The organism is Nocardioides sp. (assembly GCF_030655615.1).
Taxonomy (GTDB): Bacteria; Actinomycetota; Actinomycetes; order Propionibacteriales; family Nocardioidaceae; genus Nocardioides.
Genome location: NZ_JAURVJ010000144.1, coordinates 1 through 21,520 on the forward strand (window position 1 = coordinate 1; position 21,520 = coordinate 21,520).

Consider the following 21,520-nt stretch of genomic DNA (forward strand, 5'->3'; position numbering starts at 1 on the left):
GCGTCGGGTCGATGATGTCGATGAGGCGCTTGTGGGTGCGCATCTCGAAGTGCTCGCGGGAGTCCTTGTACTTGTGCGGCGAGCGGATGACGCAGTACACGTTCTTCTCGGTCGGCAGCGGCACAGGGCCGGCGACCTTGGCACCCGTGCGGGTGACGGTGTCCACGATCTTGCGCGCCGAGGTGTCGATCACCTCGTGGTCATAGGCCTTGAGCCTGATGCGGATCTTCTGTCCCGCCATAGGTAGCTCGTCCTTACTCGCTCGTCCTGCGTCATGGGTCCTGCTCCGCTTCCCCACCCCCGCGGTCGGGCGTGTCGCCATATCTGGAACTGACGACACGCGCGTGAACGCTTCCGGCCCGAGAAGTTCACCGGTGTTCTGGTGATCGTGGGCCTGAGGTGTGGTGCTGATCGGGTCTCCAGGTGCGGTGCGGCTGCTGCCACCACCACGTCACGGCGCGACCCCGGAGGGCCGTGCTGGGAGACGCGATTCAGTAGTCAAGACCTGCCGCACCCCGGCAACCCGCCGGAGCAACCTGGATATCTTGGCAGACATCGGCGCGGGGATCCAACTCGACGAGCATCCGTGCGGTAGACCGCGGTCCGGAACCGGCCACGGGGTATCGGCGGGCCGGGCGGCGCCGTACTGTCGGCACGTGCCGAACGAGAACACGTTCTACATTCCGGTGGTGGTGTGGGGCACCGGCAACATGGGCCGGGCGGCGATCCGGTCCGTGGTGGCGCACCCGTTGCTGCGGCTCGCGGGGGTGGTCGTCGCCGACCCGGCCAAGGTCGGCCGCGACGCCGCCGACCTGGCCGGTCTCGACGAGCCCCTCGGGGTGGCGGCGACCGACGACGTCGACGCAGCCCTGTCCGCCCTGGGCGGGGCGGGGGCGGTCGCCTACATGGCCTCCGGCGACGTGCGGCCCGACGGCGCGGCCTTCGACGTCGCCCGGGGGCTGCGTGCGGGCGCCGTCGTGGTGACGCCCGCGCTCTATGCCCTCTACGACCAGCGCTCCGCACCGGCCGCGCTCCGCGATCCCCTCCTGGCGGCGGCCGAGGAGGGCGGTGGCGCGCTGTTCGTCAGCGGCATCGACCCGGGCTGGGGCAACGACCTGCTGCCGGTGCTGGTGAGCGGGCTGGCCGGGACGGTCGACCAGGTGCGCTGCCAGGAGATCTTCGACTACACGACGTACGACGCCCCCGAGGCCGTCCGCATGCTCGTCGGCATGGGCGAGCCCATGGACCACGAGCCGCCGATGACGGCGCCGGGGGTGCCGACCATGGTGTGGGGCGGCCAGGTCCGCCTCATCGCGCGGGCGCTGGGCGTCGAGGTCGACGAGATCCGCGAGACCCTGCTCCGTCGCCCGCTCGAGGCCGACGTCACCAACCGGATGGGCCTGTTCGCCCGGGGGACGCAGGGTGCGCTCCGGTTCGAGGTGCAGGGCATCGTCGGTGGCGAGCCGCGGATCGTCATCGAGCACGTCACCCGGATCACACCCGACTGCGCCCCCGACTGGCCGCTGCCTCCCGACGGCGGCGACGGCGCGCACAAGGTGGTCATCGAGGGCCGGCCCCGCATCGAGGTCAACGTCGAGGCGACCGACGAGGGCGGCAACCGTGCCGCGGGCGGCAACGCCACCGCCGCCAACCGCCTGCTCAACGCCGTCCCCTGGCTGCGCGCGGCCGCACCCGGGATCTACGACGCGCTCGACGTCCCTCTCTCCCCCGCCACCGGAAAGCTCGACGGAAGGACCGGCTCATGAAGATCGACGTGCCCGAGGGCAAGGACCCGATCATCTACGTCTGGGGCGAGATGGTGCCGGGCATCGGCCCGGCCGCCGCGGCCTTCGCCCAGAGCGTCTACGAGCACGGGACCCTCGGGCTGCGCGAGTTCGAGGCCGCCCGGCTGCGGATCGCCCAGGTCAACGGGTGCCTGTTCTGCCAGGACTGGCGGACCGAGCGCGACGGCGTGACCGTCGAGGACACCTTCCCCGACGCGGTCACCGCGTGGCGCACCACCACGGACCTCGACGACCGGGCGCGCCTCGCGGCGGAGTACGCCGAGCGCTACGCCCTCGACCACCACGGCCTCGACGACGACTTCTGGGCGCGGTTCAAGGCGGCCTACAGCGACAACGAGGTCGTGGAGCTCTCGATGTGCCTCGGGTCGTGGCTCTCGTTCGGACGGCTCAACCGGGTGCTCGGGCTCGACCAGGCGTGCGTGCTGCCGTCGCACTACTCGTCCCGGTAGGGACGCGGGGGCACGGCGGGCCGGGACCGTCGGACCCGGATGACAAGATGACCTCCCCGCCACCCGCGATGAGGAGCCATGTCGGACTTCCCGCCCCCCGGTCCGCCCCCGCCCCCGGGAGCACCGCCGCCCGGTGAGCCCGCCGCGCCGCCGCAGTGGGGGCCCGCCGCGCCCCAGCAGTGGGGCCCCGCGCCCCCGCCCCAGCCCGGCTTCGGCGCACCGCCACCGCCCGGCTGGACACCCGAGCGCGGGATGCTCGGTGCGGCCCACAAGCCCGGGGCGATGCCGTTGCGGCCGCTCTCGCTCGGCGAGATCTACGACGCCGCGTTCCGGATCATCCGGTTCAACCCCAAGGCGACGGTCGGGTCGGCGGTGCTGGTCGCCGCGATCGCGATGGCGATCCCGGTGCTCCTCGTCGGCGTGCTGACCTGGACCGTCGGCCTCACCTACGACCCGTCGGCGACCGAGGTCAGCGACGAGGACGCGATCGGCTACGTCGTGGCCTACGGCTCCTACGCGGCGGCCGCGATCCTGCAGGGGCTCGGGCTGATCCTGGTCACCGGCATGGTCGTCCACGTGACGGCCGCGGCGGCCGTCGGCAAGCGACTGACGCTGGGCGAGGCGTGGGCGGCGACCCACGGGCGCCGGTGGCGGCTCGTCGGGCTGGCCTTGGTGCTCGCCCTGGCGACCACGCTGATCCTGGCCGTCTACGCCATGTTCGTCGTGCTGGTCGTCCTGCTGACCCCGACGGTCGCGGCCGTCCTGCTCATCATCTTCTCGGTGCCGGTGCTCGCCGCGTTCATGTCGTGGTTCTGGATCCGCGTCTACTACCTGCCGGTGCCGGCGCTGATGCTCGAGGACCTCGGGGTCGTCTCCAGCATCGGCCGCGGCTACCGGCTCTCGCTCGGGGGCTTCTGGCGGATCTTCGGCATCGCCCTGCTGACCGTCGTCATCGGCGCGTTCGCCGGGCAGCTGCTCGGCCTCCCGTTCTCCATCGGCGGCACCGTCGGGTCGCTCACGGTCGACGAGGACCTGTCGCTGTTCGTCACGATCCTCGGCACCGCGCTCGCCCAGGTCGCCACGACGGCCTTCGTCGCGCCGTTCACCTCGACGGTCACCTCGCTGCAGTACCTCGACCAGCGGATGCGCAAGGAGGCCTACGACGTCGAGCTGATGCGGCAGGCCGGGGTCCTGGGCTCGTGAGGCTCGAGCCGCCGCTCGACCCGTCGGGCGACGACGCCCGCGGGCTGCTGCGGCGCGAGCTCGCCGACCCGACGTACTTCCAGGACAACCTGGTGCAGCGGATCATCGACTGGATCGGCCGTCAGGTCGACGGCAGCGTCGAGGGCGCGCGCGGCATCCCGTCGCTCACCTGGTTCGCGATCACGCTCATCGTCCTGGCCCTGGTCGGCGGCCTGGCCTTCCTCGCCTCCCGGGCCCGCGGCACGGCCCGACGCGACCAGGGCCGTGGGGGCGACGTGCTGACCGACGAGGTCGTCACCGCCGCCGAGCTCCGCCGGCGCGCCGAGGTGGCGCTGGCCGAGGGCCGTCACGCCGACGCCGTCGTCGACGGCTTCCGGGCCCTTGCCCGCCGCCAGGTCGAGCGCGGCCGGCTCGAGGACTCCCCCGGCGTGACCGCGCACGAGGTCGCCGCCGCGCTGGCCGGCGAGTACCCCCAGCACCGCGACCGCACCGCCGCGGGCGCCGACCTCTTCGACGCCGTGATGTACGGCGAGCGCCCGGCTACCCGCGACCAGGCGGTCGCGGTGCTCGACCTCGACGTCGAGCTGGCGGGCGCGCGGTGACCGACCTCCTCCCGTCCGCCGCGTCACCGGCTCCACCCGCTGCTGCACCGGCCGGTCCCCCGGACGCTCCCCCGACCCGCTCCGGGCCGCTCGGCTGGCTGCGCCGCCACCGCACCGCCCTGGTGATCGCCGCGTTCCTGCTGCTCGCCGTCGGGGTCGCACTGGTGACCGCCGGCGGCGAGACCGGGCAGAGCGCCGACTACGACCCGGCCAACGCCGGGGCCGACGGCGCCCGGGCGGTGGCGCGCGTCCTCGACGACGAGGGCGTCGACGTCGAGGTCGTCCGCTCGGCCGACGACCTCGCCGACGCCGGCGCCGACAGCGGCACCACCGTCGTCGTCACCTCGTCGGAGCAGCTGGGCGAGAGCACCGTCGAGCGGCTGCGCCGCGACGCCGGCGGCGCCCGGATCGTCGTGGTCGACCCCAACCCCGAGCTGCTCCGCGTGCTCGACCAGCCCGGCTCGGCCGGCTACGTCGACGCCGGCGACCCGATCGACGCGTCCTGCGACGACGACCTCTTCACCGGGCTCGCGATCGAGGTCGACGAGGCCAGCGTGATGCCCGGCGACGGCTGCTTCGCCGACACGCTCGTGACCGCCGACGACCTCGTGCTGCTCGGTGCCCCGCAGCTGCTGACCAACGACCAGGTGCTGCGGGCCGACAACGCGGCGGTGGCCCTGCGGCTGCTGGGCCAGCAGGACCGGCTGGTCTGGTACGTCGCGTCCTACGACGACCTCGTCGGCGACGACGGCGTCGACTTCGCCTCGCTGGTGCCCGACTGGGTCGCGCCCGGCCTCGCCCTGCTCCTGCTCGCGACCGTCGCACTGGTCGGGTGGCGCGGACGCCGCCTCGGCCCGCTCGCGACCGAGCCGCTTCCCGTCGTCGTCAAGGCGATCGAGACCACCCGCAGCCGCGGCCGGCTCTACCGCCGCTCCGGCGACCGCGCGCACGCCGCCGAGACCCTGCGCGCGGCCACCCGCGCCCGCATCCGGACCCGGATGCGCCTCGGCCCGGCGACCGACGAGCCCACCCTGGTGCGCGACGTCGCACGCCACGTCGGGCGTCCCGAGGCCGAGGTCGGCGGGCTGCTCGGCGCCCTGGGCCGCCCGCCCGGATCCGACCGAGACCTGATCAGCCTGGCGGCCGCCCTGGCCGCGCTCGAGGAAGAGGTACGCCGCTCATGACGTCGCTCGACAAGTCCCCCGACGCCCCCGACGCCCCCGGACCCAGCGAGGCCGACGGCGCCGCGCGCGAGCGGCTGGTCGCCGTGCGCCGCGAGGTCGCCAAGGCCGTGGTCGGCCAGGACGCCGCCGTGTCGGGGCTGCTCGTGGCCATGCTCTGCGGCGGGCACGTGCTGATGGAGGGCGTGCCCGGGACCGCCAAGACCCTGCTGGTGCGCACCCTCGCGGCGTCGCTCTCGGTCGAGACCCGACGCGTGCAGTTCACGCCCGACCTGATGCCGGGCGACATCACCGGCTCGATGGTGATCGACTCCCACGCCGGCGAGCTGTCGTTCCGTGGCGGACCCGTCTTCACCAACCTGCTGCTGGCCGACGAGATCAACCGCACGCCCCCCAAGACCCAGTCGGCGCTGCTCGAGGCGATGGAGGAGGGGCAGGTCTCGGTCGACGGCACGACCCACCAGCTGCCGCGGCCGTTCCTGGTGGCCGCGACGCAGAACCCGGTCGAGTACGAGGGCACCTACCCGCTGCCCGAGGCCCAGCTCGACCGGTTCCTGCTCAAGGTGGTGCTGCCGATCCCCGGTCGGGCCGCCGAGATCGAGATCCTCAACCGGCACGCGGCCGGCTTCGACCCCCGCGACGTCCGCGCCGCGGGCGTCACCGCGGTCGCCTCGGGCGCCGACGTCGAGGCCGGGCAGCGCGCGGTGCGCACCGTCCAGGTCAGCCCCGAGGTCGCGGCCTACATCGTCGACATCGCCCGCGCGACGCGCGAGTCGCCCTCGTTGTCGCTCGGGGTCAGCCCTCGAGGCGCGACCGCGCTGCTGCGCGCGGCCCGGGCCTGGGCGTGGCTGTCGGGACGCGACTTCGTGACGCCCGACGACGTGAAGTCGCTGGCCCACGCGACGCTCGTGCACCGGCTCGGGCTGCGGCCCGAGGCCGAGCTCGAGGGCGTCGACGTGGCGCAGGTGCTGGCCTCGGCGCTCGGCTCCGTGCCGGTCCCCCGCTGATGGACCGCTGATGGCGATCACCGGGCGGGTGCCGCTGCTCGTGCTGCTGGGGTTCGTGGCCGTGCTGCTGCGGCCCGTCGGCGGCACCGTGTGGCTGTGGCTCCTGCTGGTGCTGGTCGTCTGCGGCCTCGACCTGCTGCTGGCCCCGAAGCCCTCCTCGCTGACGTTCACCCGCCGGCCGATCGGTGCGGTCCGTACCGGGCACCCCGCCGAGTCGCTCCTGGTCGCCGACAACACGTCCGCGCGGTCGGTGCGGGGCGTCGTACGTGACGCGTGGCAGCCGACCGCGGGCGCCACCGACAACCGGCACCGCGTCCGGCTCGCGCCCGGCGACCGTGCGGCCCTGGCGACACCGCTGCTCCCCCGCCGTCGCGGCGACCTGCGCGCGACCGGCGTGACCGTGCGACTGCCCGGGCCGCTCGGCCTGGTCGCGCGACAACGGACGCTCGACGTACCCGGGACCGTCCGGTCGCTGCCGCCGTTCGACTCCCGCAAGCACCTGCCGTCGCGGCTGGCACGGCTCCGCGACCTCGACGGCCGCTCGGCGGTCCGGGTGCGCGGACAGGGCACGGAGTTCGACTCGCTGCGTGAGTACGTCCGCGGCGACGACGTGCGCTCGATCGACTGGCGCGCCTCGGCGCGCACGTCCAACGTGGTGGTCCGCACCTGGCAGCCCGAGCGTGACCGGCGGGTCGTGCTCGTCCTCGACACCTCCCGTACCTCGGCGGGCCGGGTCGACGACGTCCCACGCCTCGACTCGGCGATGGACGCCGCCCTCCTGCTCGCGGCGCTGGCCGCCCGGGCCGGCGACCGGATCGACTTCGTCGCCGGCGACCGCAGGGTCCGGTCGCGGCTGCGCTCGGCCGGGGCCACGTCGGTCTCGGGCCGCCTGCAGGACGCGATGGCCGACCTCGAGCCCGTCATCGCCGAGGCCGACTGGGACGCGCTGGCCGGCGCGGTCCAGGGCTTCGGCCGGCAGCGTGCGCTGGTCGTGCTCCTCACCCCGCTCGAGCCGAGCGCGGTCGAGGAGGGCCTGCTCGCCGTGCTGCCCGCCCTCACCCGCCACCACCGCGTGGTCCTGGCCTCGGTCCGCGACCCCGAGCTCGACCGGCTGACCGCCACCCGCGACACCATCGACGAGGTCTACGACGCCGCGGCCGCCGAGCAGGCCGTCTCGCGGCGTCGACGTACGAGCGAGCTGCTGACCAAGCTGGGCGTCGACGTCGTCGACGCCGACGCCGAGCGGCTGCCCCCCGCCCTGGCCGACCACTACCTGCACCTCAAGGCGCAGGGGCTGCTGTAGCCGGGCGCCCGCATCGCGCAGTTGCGCAGTTCACCCCGCCCCACTGCTCAGGCCTGGGTCGCGACCTTGTCCTCGAGCAGGTCGGCCGACAGGTCGCCGGTCTCGCCCTCGGCGGCGGCGCGACGGCCGAGCACGAACACGTAGGCCAGGAAGGCCAGCTCGGCCAGGACCCCGATGGCGATCCGCGCCCAGGTCGGCAGGGGCGAGGGGGTCACGAAGGCCTCGATGATGCCGCTGACGAGCAGCACCACGCCGAGCCCCATCGCGACCGTCACCGCGGTCCGGCCCTCGCGGGCCAGCGACCCGGCCCGCGTCAGCCCACGGGGCTCGATCCACGACCAGAACAGCCGCAGCCCGACGCCGCCGGCGACGAAGATCGCCGTCAGCTCGAGCAGCCCGTGGGGCAGGATCAGGCCGAAGAACACCTGGCCGCGGTCGGCGCGGATCATGATCGAGCCGACGATCGCGACGTTGAGGACGTTCTGGAACAGCAGGTAGACGACCGGCAGCCCCAGCACGCCGAGGGCGATGCAGAGCGCCGCGACGCGCGTGTTGTTGAGCCAGACCAGGGTCGCGAAGCTCTGGGCGGGGTTCTCGCTGTAGTAGCTCTCGAAGTCGCTGTTGACGAGCTGGTCGACCTCCTGCGGCGAGAGCAGCGTCTGCTCGACGTTGGGGTGGTCGAGCAGCCACAGCATGATCACCGCGGCGACCACGACGTTGGCGGCCACACAGCCCAGCCACCACCAGCGCAGCCGGTAGAGCGCGGCCGGGAAGCGGTGCGTGAAGAACCGCTCGAACGCCCGCCAGGTGCTCGTCCGGGTGCCGACGAGGCGGATCCGCGCCCGGGCCAGCAACGAGGACAGGTAGGAGATCAGGTGGCTGTCGGGCGACGAGGTCCGTACGACGGAGAGGTGGGTCGCGACCTGCTGGTAGCGCTCGACCAGCTCGTCGCTCTCGGGCCCGTCGAGCGTCCTGCGGGCGACCAGCTCCTCGAGGCGCTGCCACTCGTGGGCGTGGCCGAGCACGTACGCGTCGAGGTCCACGCGCTCACCCTAATCTGAGGGCGTGGCCCCGGAGCTGGTGACGCTGCCCGACGGGCGTCGTGCGCAGGTCTGGCTCGGCGGCGCCGGGGCGGGTCCCCTCGTCCTGGTCCTGCACGGCTGCCCCGACACCCGCCACGTCGCGATGACCGGCCACACGGCGGCCCTCGCGCTCGGCGTACGGCTGCTGTGCGTCAACCGTCCGGGGTACGGCGCCTCGGACCCGCACGCCTCGACCCAGGGATCCGTGGCCGACGACGCCGTCGCGGTCGCGCGGTCGCTCGGGGTCGAGCGCCTGGCGGTGCTGGGCATGTCGGTCGGCTGCTCCTACGCGCTCGCGGTCGCCGCGCGCCACCCCGGCCTGGTCGCGGCGCTCGGACTGGTCGCCGCCCAGTCGCCGTCGCCCGAGCCCGGTACCGTCGCCGACAAGGTCGAGCGGTTCCGCCGCGGCTTCGAGCAGTACGCCGCCACGCTGGCCCCCGGCGACCCCGACGACGAGGCCCTGGCCCGCCGCTTCCTCGCCCAGCTGCCCCCGGCCGACGCGGCGGTGCTGGGCGCGGTCGCCGGGGCGGCCGGGGTCGCGGCCGCCACCCGCGAGGCCCTGACGTCACCCGAGGGCTACCTGCGCGACGCCGCCCTGCTCCTCTCTGCCTGGGACCACACGCCCGAGCAGGTCGCCGCCCCGGTGCACCTGTGGTTCGGAGGCGACGACGACCGTTCGAGTGCCGACGCGGCCGACGCGTGGACGCGCCGCTTCGCGGACCCGCGCGTCGTCGTACGCCCCGGCACGACCCACCCCGCCACCCTCGTCGCGCACTGGCCGGAGATCCTGGGCACGCTGCGCGACCACCTGGGAGACTGACGCCATGGCCGGGCACGAGTTCGCGACGATCACCAGTGACGACCTCGTCACCGGCGAGGCCGTCGCGCTCGACCTGCCGCCGGCCAGCCTCGGCCCGCGAATGGCGTCGGGCCTGATCGACGTCGTCGTGACCATCGGCGCGCTCGTCGCGCTGCTCATCGTCTTCGCCGTCGCCTCGATCGACACCGACCCGGCACTCGCCCAGGCCGCGGTCATCGCGGTGACGCTCATCGTCCTGGTGATCGCGCCGACGACGGTCGAGACGCTGACCCGCGGCCGCTCGGTCGGCAAGCTCGCGCTGGGACTGCGCTCGGTGCGCGACGACGCCGGACCGATCTCCTTCCAGCACGCGCTGGTCCGCAACCTCCTCGGCGTCGTCGAGGTCTATGTCCTTTTCGGCGTCCCGGCGTTCTTCTCCATGCTGCTCAGCAGCCGCGGCAAGCGCCTCGGCGACTACGCCGCCGGCACCTACGTCGTGCGGACCCGCGTCGCGCTCTCGCTGCCCTACCCCCCGGTCGTGCCGTCCCACCTGGCCGCGTGGGCGGCCCGCGCCGACATCACGTCGCTCCCGACCGGCCTGGCGCTCGCCGTCCGCCAGTACCTCGGCCGCGCACCCTCCCTCGACCCCGCCTCCCGCCAGGCGGTCGGCGCTCGGCTCGCCGAGGAGGTCAGTGCCCACGTCGCGCCGCTGCCGCCCGTCGGCACCCGGCCCGAGGACTTCCTCGCCGCGGTGATCGGCTCGCGGCGCGAGCGCGACCTGGCACGGCTGCGCCGGCAGGCCGCGGTCCGGCAGCGGCTCACGTCGGGTCGCTGAGGACGCGACCAGGGCCGTGGGTCAGCCGCCGACCTGGGACGTCTCCCGCCCCTGACCCCGCCCGACTCACATCGAGTCGGTGACCGGCAGCTCCTCGGCAGCGTCGGGCTCGGGCACCGCCGGGATCATCAGCACCGCGGCGGCCGCCAGGACGCACAGGACGCCAGCCGTCATCCAGGCGCCGTAGTAGTCGCCGGTCCCCTGCCGGACGAGCCCCGCATAGCTGGCCGCGACGCCGGCTCCGACCATGTGCGCGGCGAACACCCAGCCGAACACGACGCCGGCCTTCTCGACGCCGAAGTGGGCGCGGCACAGGGCGACCGTCGGCGGTACGGTCGCCACCCAGTCGAGGCCGTAGAACACGATGAAGACGAACAGGCTCGGGTGCACCACGTCGGCGAGCAGGTAGGGCACGGCGAGCAGCGACAGCCCGCGCAGCAGGTAGTAGACGAAGAGCAGGTAGCGGCTGTCGACGCGGTCGGTCAGCCACCCGCTCGCGACCGTGCCCACGATGTCGAAGATCCCGATCAGGGCGAGCAGCGAGGCCGCGGTCGTCTCGGGCAGGCCGTGGTCGTGGGAGGCGGCGATGAAGTGGGTGCCGATGAGCCCGTTGGTCGACCAGCCGCAGATCCAGAACGAGCCGAACAGGATCCAGAAGACCTTCGACCGCGCGCTCCCGCGGAACGTGTCGATCGCGACCCGCGCGGCGCCGCGCGTGGGGACGGGCGCCGTCGGCGGCGGGGCGAGCGGGTCGGCGCCGTACGCCGTCGTCCCGACCGCGGCGGGCGAGTCGGCGAGCACCAGCAGCACGAGCGGCACGAGGAGCAGCGCGAAGACCGCGACGAGCCCGGCGGCCCAGCGCCAGCCCGGGCCGTCGGCTAGGTGGGCGATGGCCGGGAGGAACACGAGCTGGCCGGTCGAGCTGGCCGCGGAGAAGACCCCGATCACCACGCCGCGGTGCTTGACGAACCAGCGGTTGGCGACGATCGCCCCGAAGACCAGGGCCAGCGACCCGGTGCCGACGCCGATCGCGAACCCCCAGAGCAGCCACAGCTGCCAGGCCTCGGTCATCACCAGCGTCAGGCCGGAGCCGACCGCGACGAGGGTCAGCGAGGCCGCGACCACCCGGCGGACGCCGAAGCGCTCCATCAGCGCGGCGGCGAACGGCGCGGTCAGGCCGTAGACGATGAGGTTGAGGCTGACGGCGCCCGAGGTCGTGCCGCGGGACCACCCGAAGTCCTCCTCGAGCGGGCCGAGCAGCGCGCCGGTCGACGAGCGGAAGCCGGCCGCCGCGATCAGGGCGGCCATGGTCACCGCCGCCACCCACCAGGCGCGGTGGAGGCCGACCCGGCGCGGGGTCTCGACCTCGGTGCTCACCGCAGCAGCCTAGGAGCACCGCGCGTCGCGCGCGTCGCCGTCGTCGGACACTGGACGTCGATCCGCTGCCATGCTGGGGTGGAGGCCATGGAGGCCGGGGACGTCGCCGCACTGTGGGACTTCGACGACCCGGCCGGCTCCGAGGCCGCTTCCGGTCGGCCGCCGCCGCGGCGCCGGCGCGCGAGGCCCTGGTCCTCACCACCCAGGTCGCGCGGGCCCTCGGCCTCCAGGAGCGCTACGACGACGCCCACGAGCTCCTCGACACCCTGCCGACCGACGACCCCGAGGTGGCCACGCGGGTCCTGCTCGAGCGCGGTCGGCTGCACCGCTCGGGCGGAGCGCCCGACGAGGCCCGGCCGCTGTTCGGCGCCGCTGCCGAGTCGGCCCGCACGGCCGGGCTCGACGTGCTCCACGTGGACGCGCTGCACATGACGGCCCTCGTCGCGCCGGTCGAGCAGCAGCTCGGTCTCCACCACCACGCGCTCGCAGTCGCCACGGTCTCGGCCGACCCGGCGGCGCGCGACTGGGACGCCTCGCTGCTCAACAACATCGGGATGACCCACGCCGACGCGGGCGACTGGGGCGCGGCGCTCGCCGCGTTCGAGGACGCCGTCCTGGCCCGCGAGCGCATCGGCGACGCCGGCCGGTTGCGGATCGCGCGGTGGATGGTCGGCTGGAGCCTGCGCCACCTCGGCCACGCCGACGGGGCCCTCGAGGTGCAGCGCGGTCTGCGCGCGGAGCTCGACGCGGCGGGCGAGGACGACCCCTACGTCGACGAGGAGATCGCGCTGCTCCTCGCCGACGTCGCCGACACCGACCGCGACGTCATCGGTTGACGTCCTGGCCCCACAGCGCGGCCACGTGCCTCACGTCGGTGCCGCAGCACCCGCCGACGACGCGCACCGCCGGGAGCAGGTCGACCAGCCGGGCGTGGTCGGTCGCCAGCTGCAGCGGGTCGCCGTCGTCGAGCTCGGTCGACTCGTCGAGCTCGGCGTGGCTGAGGGTAGAGGCGTTGACGCGCAGCCCGCCGACCCGGAGCCGCCACAGTCCGTCGTCGAGGCCGCGCTCGACGTGCTCGGGATGAGCGCAGTTGACGAGGAAGTAGTCGGGCGGGGTGTCGGCGTCGACGCGCTCGACCGCCTCGGCCAGGGTCGTCCCGCCCGGGAGCCGGCCGTCGGTCTCGACCGTGAAGCCGATGCCGACCGGGATCCCGAGGTCGGCACCCGCGCGGGCCACTCCGATCGCCTCGCCCACGTCGGTCAGGGTGAGCGCGGTGGCACGGGTGGCGCCGGCGTCGCGGAAGGCCTGCAGCTGCGGCCGGTGGTAGGCCGCGGCCTCGTCGGGGTCGACCGCGGCTCCGGGCACGTAGCCGTCACCGCGCGGGCCGACCACACCGCCGACCTCGACGTGCGGCACCCCGCTGGTGTCGAGGCCGCGCAGGAAGTCCACCGCGTCGCGGTTGACCCGGCCCAGCGCCACGTCGTCGTAGCCCACCCGGACCCCCCAGTCGGGGTTGGCCCGCCAGGTCGGGGTCTCCAGGAGCAGCGGCACCTGCGCCCGGGCCGCGAGCGCGACGTAGTCGGTGTAGTAGTCGCGCAGCAGGCCGCGGCCGGGCTCGTCATCGAGCAGCGGGAACGCGGCGAACTCCGGCAGGTCGCGGCCGCGATGGAAGATCAGGTCGGTCTCGAGGCCGCCGTCGGTGATCCTGCGGGGGTCGGTGGCCACGCTGCCTCCCAGCGTCGAGAAGTGGTGCCCTCCAGGAGACCACCAACCCCGACGTCGCGCCACCGCTCAGCCGGTCAGGCCCGCCTGGTGTAGGTCAGGTCGGTGATGGTCCGACCGACCGCGAGGCCCTTGCGCTCGAACTTCGTCAGCGGGCGCTCGGCCCACCGCTCGACCACGCCGCCCTCGAGCCGGGGCTCGGCGTCGAGCACGTCGCGCATCTGCTCGGCGTACGCCGCCCAGTCGGTCGCCAGCCGCCAGCGGGCCCCGGGTCGGAGCCGCTCCGCCGCCACCGCCGCGAACGCGGGGGTGACCAGGCGGCGCTTGTGGTGCTTGGCCTTGTGCCAGGGGTCGGGGAAGAAGGTCCAGAGCTCCTCCAGCGTGTCAGGCGCGACGAGGTGCTCGAGCAGCCAGACCGCGTCGACCCCGCAGAGCCGGACGTTGGTGAGACCCGCCTCGGCGACCCGTCCCATGGTCTCGGCCGCCCCGGGCAGCCAGACCTCGAGCGCCAGGACGTTGGCGTCGGGGCGCGCGGTGGCCAGCGCGGCGGTCGCCTCGCCGGTGCCGCAGCCGATCTCGACCACCAGCGGCGCCTGGCGGCCGAACGCCTGGTCCCAGGAGAAGCCGGAGTCGTCGACGGCCTCGTCGGGGACGACCCACCGCTCGTGGTGGGCCTCCCACGCGGCGGCCTGCCGCGTCGTGAAGCGGCTGCCACGGCGGCTGTAGCTGAGCACCTCGCGGACCCGACGTCCGTCGTCGGTCAGCTTCTGGTGCGGTCGGGCGGGGCGGACGTGGTCCTGGTCCGTCGCGTGGTCCGTCACGAGCATCCGATCAGTTGGGAGAGGTGTCGACGGACCCGGGCACCGCCAGGAGGACGACGACGGCCACGATGATGACGAGCACGCTGAGCACCAGCAGGATCGTGCCGACGATCCCGCAGATCCGACCGGCCTGGACCTGGCTGCGGCCCCCGGTGCGCCCGTCGGAGGCGTCGATCTCGCGCAGCGCGCGGCTGCCCATGACCCAGGCGATCGGCGAGAGCACCTGGCAGGCGACGAGGCCGAGGATCCCGAGGACGAGGACGATGGTCGCCTGGGGGTGGTCGCGCTGCGGGCCGTAGGGGGCGTTTCCGTAGGGGTTCGTGCCGCCGTAGGGATTCGTGCCGCCATAGGGATTCTGCGGGGTACTCATGGGGGTGGATTCTCGCATTCGTGCTCGGGTCCCAAACCTGGTCCGAGACGCAGCAAGGCCCCCCTGCCTGACGGCAGAGGGGCCTCGCTGGGTGTCAGACGATCACTTGGTGATCTTCACGACCCGGCCGGCGCCGACGGTGCGGCCACCCTCACGGATCGCGAAACGCAGGCCCTCGTCCATGGCGATGGGCTGGATGAGCTCCACCGACATCTCCGTGTTGTCGCCCGGCATGACCATCTCGGTGCCCTCGGGGAGGGTGACGACGCCGGTCACGTCGGTCGTCCGGAAGTAGAACTGCGGACGGTAGTTGTTGAAGAACGGCGTGTGACGGCCGCCCTCCTCCTTCGAGAGGATGTAGACCGAGGCCTCGAAGTTGGTGTGCGGGGTCGTGGTGCCCGGCTTGATGACGACCATGCCGCGCTCGATGTCCTCGCGCTTGGTGCCACGGAGGAGCAGCCCGACGTTCTCGCCGGCCTGACCCTCGTCGAGCAGCTTGCGGAACATCTCGACGCCGGTGACGGTCGACTTCTGGGCGGTCTCGCGGATGCCGATGATCTCGACCTCCTCGTTGACCTTGACGATGCCACGCTCGATGCGGCCGGTGATGACCGTGCCGCGACCGGTGATCGTGAAGACGTCCTCGACAGGCATGAGGAACGGCTTGTCGGTCTCGCGCTCGGGGGTCGGGATGCCCTCGTCGACGGCGTTCATGAGCTCGACGATCGACTCGGCCCACTTCTCGTCACCCTGCAGCGCCGGGAAGGCCGCCACGCGGACGACGGGGATGTCGTCGCCGGGGAACTCGTAGTCGCTGAGGAGCTCGCGCACCTCCATCTCGACGAGCTCGATGAGCTCCTCGTCGTCGACCATGTCGCACTTGTTGAGCGCGACGACGATCGAGGGCACGCCGACCTGGCGGGCCAGGAGCACGTGCTCCTTGGTCTGCGGCATCGGACCGTCGGTCGCCGCGACCACCAGGATCGCGCCGTCCATCTGCGCGGCACCGGTGATCATGTTCTTGATGTAGTCCGCGTGACCCGGGCAGTCGACGTGCGCGTAGTGGCGCGCCTCGGTCTGGTACTCGACGTGCGCGATCGAGATGGTGATGCCGCGCTGACGCTCCTCGGGAGCCTTGTCGATCTCGTCGAACGCCGAAGCGGCATTGAGGTCGGGGTACTTGTCGTGAAGCACCTTCGTGATCGCCGCGGTCAAGGTCGTCTTGCCGTGGTCGATGTGACCGATCGTGCCGATGTTGACGTGCGGCTTGGTCCGCTCGAACTTCGCCTTAGCCACGGTGGGCTCCTCCTGGTGTGGGTTGGTACTGAAACTCGTACGTGATGGATGGTGCGCCGAGGGCTGCGGCGCGCAGGGTCTCCGTCAGGGAGGGGACCTACTCGCCCCGAACCTTCTTGATGATCTCTTCGGCGATGTTCGTGGGAACCTCGGCGTAGGAGTCGAACTCCATCGAGTACGAAGCCTGACCGGAGGTCTTCGACCTCAGGTCGCCAACGTACCCGAACATCTCGGACAGGGGCACGATGGCGTCGATGACCATGTCACCGTGACGCTCCTCCTGGGCCCTGATCTGGCCTCGACGCGAGTTGATGTCACCGATGACCGTGCCGAGGAAGCTCTCCGGCGTGATCACCTCGACGGCGAACATCGGCTCGAGCAGGACCGGCTTCGCCTGGCGGGCGGCCTCCTTGAAGGCCTGGTTGCCGGCGATCTTGAACGCGAGCTCGGAGGAGTCGACGTCGTGGTAGGCGCCATCCTCGAGCGTGAACTTCACGTCGACCATGGGGTAGCCGGCGAGCACGCCGAACTCCATGGCGTCCTGGCCGCCCTGGTCGACCGAGGGGATGTACTCCTTCGGCACGCGACCACCGGACACGGCGTTGACGAACTCGTAGCCGGCGCCGACGCCCGTCTCGGGGTCGATGTTGGGGCCGATGCCGATGACGACCTTGGCGAACTGGCCCGAGCCACCCGTCTGCTTCTTGTGGGTGTAGGAGTGCTTGGTGATCTCCTTGCGCAGGGTCTCGCGGTAGGCCACCTGGGGCTTGCCGACGGTCGCCTCGACGCGGAACTCGCGCTTCATCCGGTCGACGAGGATCTCGAGGTGGAGCTCGCCCATGCCGGCGATGATCGTCTGACCGGTCTCCTCGTCCGCCTTGACGGTGAACGTGGGGTCCTCGTCGGACAGCCGCTGGATGGCGGTACCGAGCTTTTCCTGGTCGCTCTTGGTCTTGGGCTCGATCGCGACCTCGATCACCGGGGCCGGGAACGTCATCGACTCGAGGATGACCTGGTTCTGCGGGTCGCTCAGCGTGTGGCCGGTCTTGGTGTCCTTGAGACCCATGACGGCGACGATCTGGCCAGCGCCGACCGACGCGATCTCCTCACGCTTGTTGGCGTGCATCTGGTAGACCTTGCCGATCCGCTCCTTGCGGCCGTTGACCGAGTTGACCACGGTCGAGCCGGCCTCGAGCTTGCCGGAGTAGACCCGGACGTAGATCAGCTTGCCGAGGTGCGGGTCGGTCGCGATCTTGTAGGCGAGACCGGAGAACGGCTCGTCGTCGGACGGCTGCCGACGGATCTCCTTCTCCTCGTCGCGCGGGTCGTGACCGATGATCGCGTCGATGTCGAGCGGGCTCGGGAGGTACTTGACGACGGCGTCGAGCAGGGGCTGCACGCCCTTGTTCTTGAACGCGGTGCCGCACAGGACCGGGTTGAGCTTGTCGGCCAGGGTGGCGCGACGGATGGCCGCCTCGAGCTCCTCGACGGTGAACACGTCGCCGTCGTCGAGGTAGCGCTCCATGATCGCGTCGTCGGTCTCGGCGACGGTCTCGACGAGCTTCTCGCGGTACTCCGCGGCCTGCTCGGCGAGCTCGGCCGGGATCTCCTCGATCTCGTAGTCCTCACCGATCTTGGTCTCGCCGCGCCACACGAGCGCGCGCATGCCGACCAGGTCGACGACCCCGAGGAAGTCGCCCTCGGCGCCGATCGGGAGCTGGAGGACCAGCGGGGTGGAGTTGAGGCGGTCGACCATCATGTCGACGCAGTGGAAGAAGTCGGCACCGGTGCGGTCGAGCTTGTTGACGAAGCACATGCGCGGCACGGAGTACTTGTTGGCCTGGCGCCACACCGTCATCGTCTGCGGCTCGACACCGGCGACACCGTCGAACACCGCGACGGCGCCGTCGAGGACGCGCAGCGAGCGCTCGACCTCGGCGGTGAAGTCGACGTGCCCGGGGGTGTCGATGATGTTGATCTGGTGGTCCTTCCACCAGCAGGTCGTCGCGGCGGACGTGATCGTGATGCCGCGCTCCTGCTCCTGCTCCATCCAGTCCATCGTGGCCGCGCCCTCGTGGACCTCACCGATCTTGTAGCTGATGCCGGTGTAGAAGAGGATGCGCTCGGTGGTGGTGGTCTTGCCCGCGTCGATATGGGCCATGATCCCGATGTTGCGAACGACGTTCAGGTCGGTCGTGATGTTGACAGCCACTGTTGTCAGCGTTCCTTAGAGGTCTGAGATGGACTGGTGGAGGGCGGAGGCGCCGTGTCGGTGCCCCCACCCGGGGATCACCAGCGGTAGTGGGCGAAGGCCTTGTTGGACTCGGCCATCTTGTGCGTGTCCTCGCGCTTCTTCACCGCGGCACCGAGGCCGTTGGACGCGTCGAGGATCTCGTTCATGAGGCGCTCGTGCATGGTCTTCTCGCGACGGTCGGCCGCGTAGCCGACGAGCCAGCGCAGCGCGAGCGTGGTGCCGCGCGTGCCCTTGACCTCGATCGGGACCTGGTAGGTCGCGCCACCGACGCGGCGGGACTTGACCTCGATGGCCGGCTTGACGTTCTCGAGCGCACGCTTGAGCGTGACGACCGGGTCGGTGCCGTTCTTCTCGCGGCAGCCCTCGAGGGCGGTGTAGACGATGCGCTGGGCGACCTGCTTCTTGCCGTCCTGCAGCACCTTGGAGACGAGCTGGGAGACGAGCTGCGACCCGTAGACCGGGTCGATGTCGATCGGCCGCTTCGGGGCGGGACCCTTGCGGGGCATTAGCTCTTCTCCTTCTTGGCGCCGTACTTGCTGCGGCCCTGCTTGCGGTTCTTGACACCCTGGGTGTCGAGGGAGCCGCGGATGATCTTGTAACGGACACCGGGGAGGTCCTTCACCCGGCCGCCGCGGACGAGCACGATGGAGTGCTCCTGGAGGTTGTGGCCCACGCCCGGGATGTAGGCCGTGACCTCGACGCCGCTGCTGAGGCGCACACGGGCGACCTTGCGGAGGGCGGAGTTCGGCTTCTTCGGGGTGGTGGTGTAGACGCGGGTGCAGACACCGCGACGCTGGGGGGATTCCTTCAGGGCAGGTGTCTTGTTCTTGGACACCTTGTCCTGGCGGCCCTTGCGGACCAACTGCTGAATGGTGGGCACCTGGTGGTTCCCTCTCGGTCTACTCTCAGTGGCGACGCCTTGCCGCACACGAATGTCACGTTCTTAGGCGTGCCCCGCGCCCTGGCGCCTCATTGGGCGCCTCCGGGCGGACGAAGGTGTCCGGACGGGCCAGACACACAAGTGTCAAGGCTACTGGGCGCCTCGTGGGCGGGCAAATCAGTGCGCGGCCGCTCCCGCCGGGTGGATGCCTGGCCTCAACCGGCCTGGGCCACCTCGGGCTCGAGGTCGACGACCGGCCGTCGGGGCGGCGTACGCGACTCGGCCAGCAGGTTGCGCCAGCCGCCGGTCATCCGGGCGTAGACCCCGACGGCCAGGGCGACCCCGAACAGGGTGAACATGCCGCCGAAGAGCAGGGTCCAGCGGGCGCCGAAGTGCTCGCCGACGAAGCCGATGATGGGCGAGCCGAGCGGGGTGCCGCCCATGACGATGGTCATGTAGAGCGCCATCACCCGGCCCCGCATCTCGGGGGCCGCGCTGAGCTGCATGGTCGCGTTGGCGGAGTTGAGCATCGTCAGGGTGCAGAAGCCGATGACCGGCGAGAAGAGGGCGAACGTGGTGAACGTCGGCAGCACCGACGCCACCAGCAGGGCCAGCCCGAAGCCGGTGCCGGCAACGACGAGCAGCCGCAGGCGCACCTGCACCCGGCGGGCCGCCATCAGGGCGCCGGTCAGCGAGCCGACCGCGAGGGCCGAGCCGAGGACGCCGAACTCCCCCGCCCCCTTGCCGAAGACCTGGGTGGCCATCAGCGCGGAGGTGATCATGAAGTTCATGCCGAACGTGCCGGCGAAGAACACCAGCACCAGGATCATCACCATCCGCGGCTTGCTGCGGACGTAGCGGACCCCCTCGAGCAGGGCGCCCGGACGTCGTCCGGTGGGCTTGGGCGAGTGGAGCTGGGCGAGGTCCATCCGCTGGAGCTGGCCGATGATCGCGAGGTAGCTGACCGCGTTGATGAGGATGACCCAGCCCGTGGCGCGGGTGCCGTCACCGAGCGCATGGATCATCAGGCCGGCGAGGGCCGGGCCCAGGATGCGAGCGAGGTTGAAGCTGGCCGAGTTGAGGCCGACCGCGTTGGTCAGGTCGTCGGGACCGACCATCTCGGAGACGAACGACTGGCGCGCCGGGGCGTCGAACGCCGAGCCGATGCCGAAGACGAACGCGATGACGAAGACCTGCCAGGTCTGCGCCGCGCCGGTCACCGCCAGCAGCCCCAGCAGCAGGCTGGCGACGCCCATCGCGCCCTGGGTCAGCTGGAGCAGCCGCCGCTTGGGGAAGCGGTCGGCGATGACCCCGGCGTAGGGCGAGAGCAGCAGGACCGGCAGGAACTGCAGCCCCGTCGTGATGCCGAGCGCGGTGCCGCCGCCACCGAGGGTCAGCACCAGCCAGTCCTGCGCGACGCGCTGCATCCACGTGCCGGTGTTGGACACGAGCGTGCCGGCGACATAGAGGCGGTAGTTGTGGTTGCGCAGGGCGCGGAACGTGGGGCTCATGCGCCGAGGTCCCCTCGTCGCCGTCCGGCGGAGGGACGGAGCGAGGGAGACGGGGAACGTCGTGGGGTGGTCATTCAGTGCTTGCCAGTCTTTCGAGGATCGGGGCCGCCTCGCGCAGGACGGCGCGTTGGGCGGGAGTCAGGTCGCGCAGCCGGATGGCGAGCCACTCGTCGCGCCGGCGTCGGTCGGCCAGCAGGGTCTGCCGGCCCAGGTCGGTCAGCACCACGACGACCTGGCGGCCGTCGGTCTCGTGGGCCCGCCGGTGGACGAACCCGTCGGCCTCGAGGAACTTGACCGTGCGGGTCATGCTCGGCGGCTGCACCCGCTCGCGGGACGCCAGCTCCCCCACCGACAGGTCGCCGTGCCGGTAGAGCCCGGCCAGCACCGCCATCGCGTTGAGGCTGAGCTCGTTGTCGGGGTGGCGCTCGTTGGCGAGGCGACGGCGCAGCCGCATCACCGACATCCGGAGCTCGGACGCGAGCCCCGAGTCGGTGCGGGAGGCCTTCTCGACGGTGGGCATGTCGTTAGCGTAACTCATTACCTTTGCTAAGCATTCCTTGGGTGGTTGGCCTGACTGCCCGCCCTGGCTGCTGGCGTGGTGCGGCTTGCTCTCGGTTGACCCTGGGTCGTTCGTGGTCGGGCTGTCCGCGCGCCTAGCATCCCGGGCCTCCCCGTCAAGGACGCCTGCGGCGCCGCTGCGCGGTCGCTGCGCGATCCTTGACAGCGAGCCTCTCCCGGGATGCTTCAGGGCGCAGACAAGGGCGGGCTCCGCCCGCCCTCGTCCAACGCGGACAGCCCTCACGTGTCCCACCCGTCACGCTGACCTGACGTTTCTCCCGGTTCTCCTATGAAGCTTCGGCACGGAACCGGGAGTTTCGTCGCAGAACTTCACCTTGTGGGCTCCCCGACCCGGGCCGGCGGTGTGTCAGCCACCGAACCGGCACCCCTGATCGCCCGGAACGGTGGCTCACGCACCTCCGGGTCGGGTGGCCGCGCAGGCGACGGCGAGCCGAGCTTGCGAGG

22 protein-coding genes are annotated in these 21,520 nt (G+C 72.2%); 10 read left to right on the plus strand and 12 right to left on the minus strand.

The genetic code is table 11. From position 1 onward, the window contains the following. Positions 1 to 241: 30S ribosomal protein S10 (rpsJ, locus tag Q7T52_RS12040; RefSeq protein WP_304802779.1), on the minus strand; the 241-nt coding region annotated here is incomplete at its 3' end. A 415-nt stretch (positions 242 to 656) separates the two neighbouring features. Here rpsJ and Q7T52_RS12045 point away from each other — a divergent pair. The 7 genes from Q7T52_RS12045 (at position 657) to Q7T52_RS12075 (ending at position 7,550) form a co-directional block, all read left to right on the plus strand. Beyond that, positions 657 to 1,766 carry a dihydrodipicolinate reductase gene (locus tag Q7T52_RS12045; RefSeq protein ID WP_304802781.1) on the plus strand — a complete coding sequence of 370 codons (1,110 nt, stop codon included), beginning with the start codon at positions 657 to 659 and terminating at the stop codon, positions 1,764 to 1,766. Further along, entirely contained in the window at positions 1,763 to 2,254 is a 492-nt protein-coding gene (locus tag Q7T52_RS12050) for a carboxymuconolactone decarboxylase family protein (RefSeq protein ID WP_304802782.1), read from the plus strand. Before Q7T52_RS12045 ends, Q7T52_RS12050 begins: the two co-directional genes overlap by 4 nt. Positions 2,255 to 2,332: 78 nt before the next feature. After that, positions 2,333 to 3,457 carry a hypothetical protein gene (locus tag Q7T52_RS12055; RefSeq protein WP_304802784.1) on the plus strand — a complete coding sequence of 375 codons (1,125 nt, stop codon included), beginning with the start codon at positions 2,333 to 2,335 and terminating at the stop codon, positions 3,455 to 3,457. After that, positions 3,454 to 4,059 carry a DUF4129 domain-containing protein gene (locus tag Q7T52_RS12060; protein WP_304802786.1) on the plus strand — a complete coding sequence of 202 codons (606 nt, stop codon included), beginning with the start codon at positions 3,454 to 3,456 and terminating at the stop codon, positions 4,057 to 4,059. Before Q7T52_RS12055 ends, Q7T52_RS12060 begins: the two co-directional genes overlap by 4 nt. After that, positions 4,056 to 5,243 carry a DUF4350 domain-containing protein gene (locus Q7T52_RS12065; RefSeq protein WP_304802788.1) on the plus strand — a complete coding sequence of 396 codons (1,188 nt, stop codon included), beginning with the start codon at positions 4,056 to 4,058 and terminating at the stop codon, positions 5,241 to 5,243. Before Q7T52_RS12060 ends, Q7T52_RS12065 begins: the two co-directional genes overlap by 4 nt. Beyond that, entirely contained in the window at positions 5,240 to 6,247 is a 1,008-nt protein-coding gene (locus Q7T52_RS12070) for a MoxR family ATPase (RefSeq protein ID WP_304802790.1), read from the plus strand. The genes Q7T52_RS12065 and Q7T52_RS12070 overlap by 4 nt, the downstream gene beginning before the upstream one ends. A 10-nt stretch (positions 6,248 to 6,257) precedes the next feature. Then, positions 6,258 to 7,550, plus strand: coding sequence for a DUF58 domain-containing protein (locus Q7T52_RS12075; protein WP_304802792.1), 1,293 nt, complete (start codon positions 6,258 to 6,260; stop codon positions 7,548 to 7,550). A gap of 47 nt (positions 7,551 to 7,597) precedes the next feature. On the opposite strand, the gene Q7T52_RS12080 is transcribed toward Q7T52_RS12075, so the two are convergent. Further along, the gene (locus tag Q7T52_RS12080) at positions 7,598 to 8,593 is read right to left on the minus strand and encodes a stage II sporulation protein M (RefSeq protein WP_304802794.1); all 996 of its coding nucleotides are present in this window, start codon (positions 8,591 to 8,593) and stop codon (positions 7,598 to 7,600) included. 22 nt (positions 8,594 to 8,615) lie between these two features. Between Q7T52_RS12080 and Q7T52_RS12085 the strand changes: the two genes are divergently transcribed. Then, positions 8,616 to 9,452: an alpha/beta fold hydrolase gene (locus Q7T52_RS12085; protein WP_304802795.1), complete on the plus strand. Its 837-nt coding sequence runs from the start codon at positions 8,616 to 8,618 to the stop codon at positions 9,450 to 9,452. A gap of 4 nt (positions 9,453 to 9,456) precedes the next feature. After that, positions 9,457 to 10,266, plus strand: a complete 810-nt coding sequence (locus tag Q7T52_RS12090) for an RDD family protein (protein ID WP_304802797.1) — start codon at positions 9,457 to 9,459, stop codon at positions 10,264 to 10,266. A 66-nt stretch (positions 10,267 to 10,332) separates the two neighbouring features. On the opposite strand, the gene Q7T52_RS12095 is transcribed toward Q7T52_RS12090, so the two are convergent. Continuing rightward, positions 10,333 to 11,643: an MFS transporter gene (locus Q7T52_RS12095; RefSeq protein ID WP_304802799.1), complete on the minus strand. Its 1,311-nt coding sequence runs from the start codon at positions 11,641 to 11,643 to the stop codon at positions 10,333 to 10,335. A 113-nt stretch (positions 11,644 to 11,756) separates the two neighbouring features. On the opposite strand from Q7T52_RS12095, the gene Q7T52_RS12100 reads away from it, so the two are divergent. Further along, positions 11,757 to 12,479 carry a tetratricopeptide repeat protein gene (locus Q7T52_RS12100; protein ID WP_304802801.1) on the plus strand — a complete coding sequence of 241 codons (723 nt, stop codon included), beginning with the start codon at positions 11,757 to 11,759 and terminating at the stop codon, positions 12,477 to 12,479. Here Q7T52_RS12100 and Q7T52_RS12105 read toward each other — a convergent pair. The 9 genes from Q7T52_RS12105 to Q7T52_RS12145 all read right to left on the minus strand — a co-directional run bounded on the left by Q7T52_RS12105 (position 12,469) and on the right by Q7T52_RS12145 (position 21,017). After that, positions 12,469 to 13,368, minus strand: coding sequence for a homocysteine S-methyltransferase family protein (locus Q7T52_RS12105; protein WP_304802803.1), 900 nt, complete (start codon positions 13,366 to 13,368; stop codon positions 12,469 to 12,471). The two genes, Q7T52_RS12100 and Q7T52_RS12105, sit on opposite strands and share 11 nt — an antisense overlap. A 74-nt stretch (positions 13,369 to 13,442) precedes the next feature. Then, a complete protein-coding gene (gene trmB / locus Q7T52_RS12110) occupies positions 13,443 to 14,192 on the minus strand; it encodes a tRNA (guanosine(46)-N7)-methyltransferase TrmB (RefSeq protein WP_304802804.1) in 750 nt (249 codons plus the stop codon). A gap of 4 nt (positions 14,193 to 14,196) precedes the next feature. Then, positions 14,197 to 14,556, minus strand: coding sequence for a DUF4190 domain-containing protein (locus Q7T52_RS12115; RefSeq protein ID WP_304802806.1), 360 nt, complete (start codon positions 14,554 to 14,556; stop codon positions 14,197 to 14,199). Positions 14,557 to 14,658: 102 nt separating this feature from the next. Then, the gene (tuf, locus tag Q7T52_RS12120) at positions 14,659 to 15,852 is read right to left on the minus strand and encodes an elongation factor Tu (protein WP_304802808.1); all 1,194 of its coding nucleotides are present in this window, start codon (positions 15,850 to 15,852) and stop codon (positions 14,659 to 14,661) included. A gap of 97 nt (positions 15,853 to 15,949) precedes the next feature. After that, entirely contained in the window at positions 15,950 to 18,064 is a 2,115-nt protein-coding gene (gene fusA, locus Q7T52_RS12125; protein WP_304802810.1) for an elongation factor G, read from the minus strand. A 77-nt stretch (positions 18,065 to 18,141) separates the two neighbouring features. Continuing rightward, on the minus strand, positions 18,142 to 18,612 hold the full coding sequence (rpsG, locus tag Q7T52_RS12130; RefSeq protein WP_134766929.1) for a 30S ribosomal protein S7: 471 nt from the start codon (positions 18,610 to 18,612) through the stop codon (positions 18,142 to 18,144). Beyond that, complete coding sequence (gene rpsL / locus Q7T52_RS12135; protein WP_134766928.1) at positions 18,612 to 18,986, minus strand: 30S ribosomal protein S12; 375 nt, start codon at positions 18,984 to 18,986, stop codon at positions 18,612 to 18,614. The genes rpsG and rpsL overlap by 1 nt, the downstream gene beginning before the upstream one ends. 215 nt (positions 18,987 to 19,201) lie before the next feature. Continuing rightward, positions 19,202 to 20,497 (minus strand): MFS transporter, encoded by a 1,296-nt coding sequence (locus Q7T52_RS12140; RefSeq protein ID WP_304802814.1) that lies wholly within the window; start codon positions 20,495 to 20,497, stop codon positions 19,202 to 19,204. 70 nt (positions 20,498 to 20,567) lie between these two features. After that, positions 20,568 to 21,017, minus strand: a complete 450-nt coding sequence (locus Q7T52_RS12145) for a MarR family winged helix-turn-helix transcriptional regulator (protein WP_304802816.1) — start codon at positions 21,015 to 21,017, stop codon at positions 20,568 to 20,570. Between the last annotated feature and the right edge of the window lie 503 nt (positions 21,018 to 21,520).

Coding starts and splice junctions, on each gene's coding strand:
- rpsG (WP_134766929.1), bottom strand. CDS start 18,612: ATGCCCCGCAAGGGTCCCGCCCCGAAGCGGCCGATCGACATCGACCCG.
- Q7T52_RS12070 (WP_304802790.1), top strand. CDS start 5,240: ATGACGTCGCTCGACAAGTCCCCCGACGCCCCCGACGCCCCCGGACCC.
- Q7T52_RS12140 (WP_304802814.1), bottom strand. CDS start 20,497: ATGAGCCCCACGTTCCGCGCCCTGCGCAACCACAACTACCGCCTCTAT.
- Q7T52_RS12115 (WP_304802806.1), bottom strand. CDS start 14,556: ATGAGTACCCCGCAGAATCCCTATGGCGGCACGAATCCCTACGGCGGC.
- Q7T52_RS12055 (WP_304802784.1), top strand. CDS start 2,333: ATGTCGGACTTCCCGCCCCCCGGTCCGCCCCCGCCCCCGGGAGCACCG.
- Q7T52_RS12075 (WP_304802792.1), top strand. CDS start 6,258: ATGGCGATCACCGGGCGGGTGCCGCTGCTCGTGCTGCTGGGGTTCGTG.
- Q7T52_RS12050 (WP_304802782.1), top strand. CDS start 1,763: ATGAAGATCGACGTGCCCGAGGGCAAGGACCCGATCATCTACGTCTGG.
- trmB (WP_304802804.1), bottom strand. CDS start 14,192: ATGCTCGTGACGGACCACGCGACGGACCAGGACCACGTCCGCCCCGCC.
- Q7T52_RS12145 (WP_304802816.1), bottom strand. CDS start 21,017: ATGCCCACCGTCGAGAAGGCCTCCCGCACCGACTCGGGGCTCGCGTCC.
- Q7T52_RS12090 (WP_304802797.1), top strand. CDS start 9,457: ATGGCCGGGCACGAGTTCGCGACGATCACCAGTGACGACCTCGTCACC.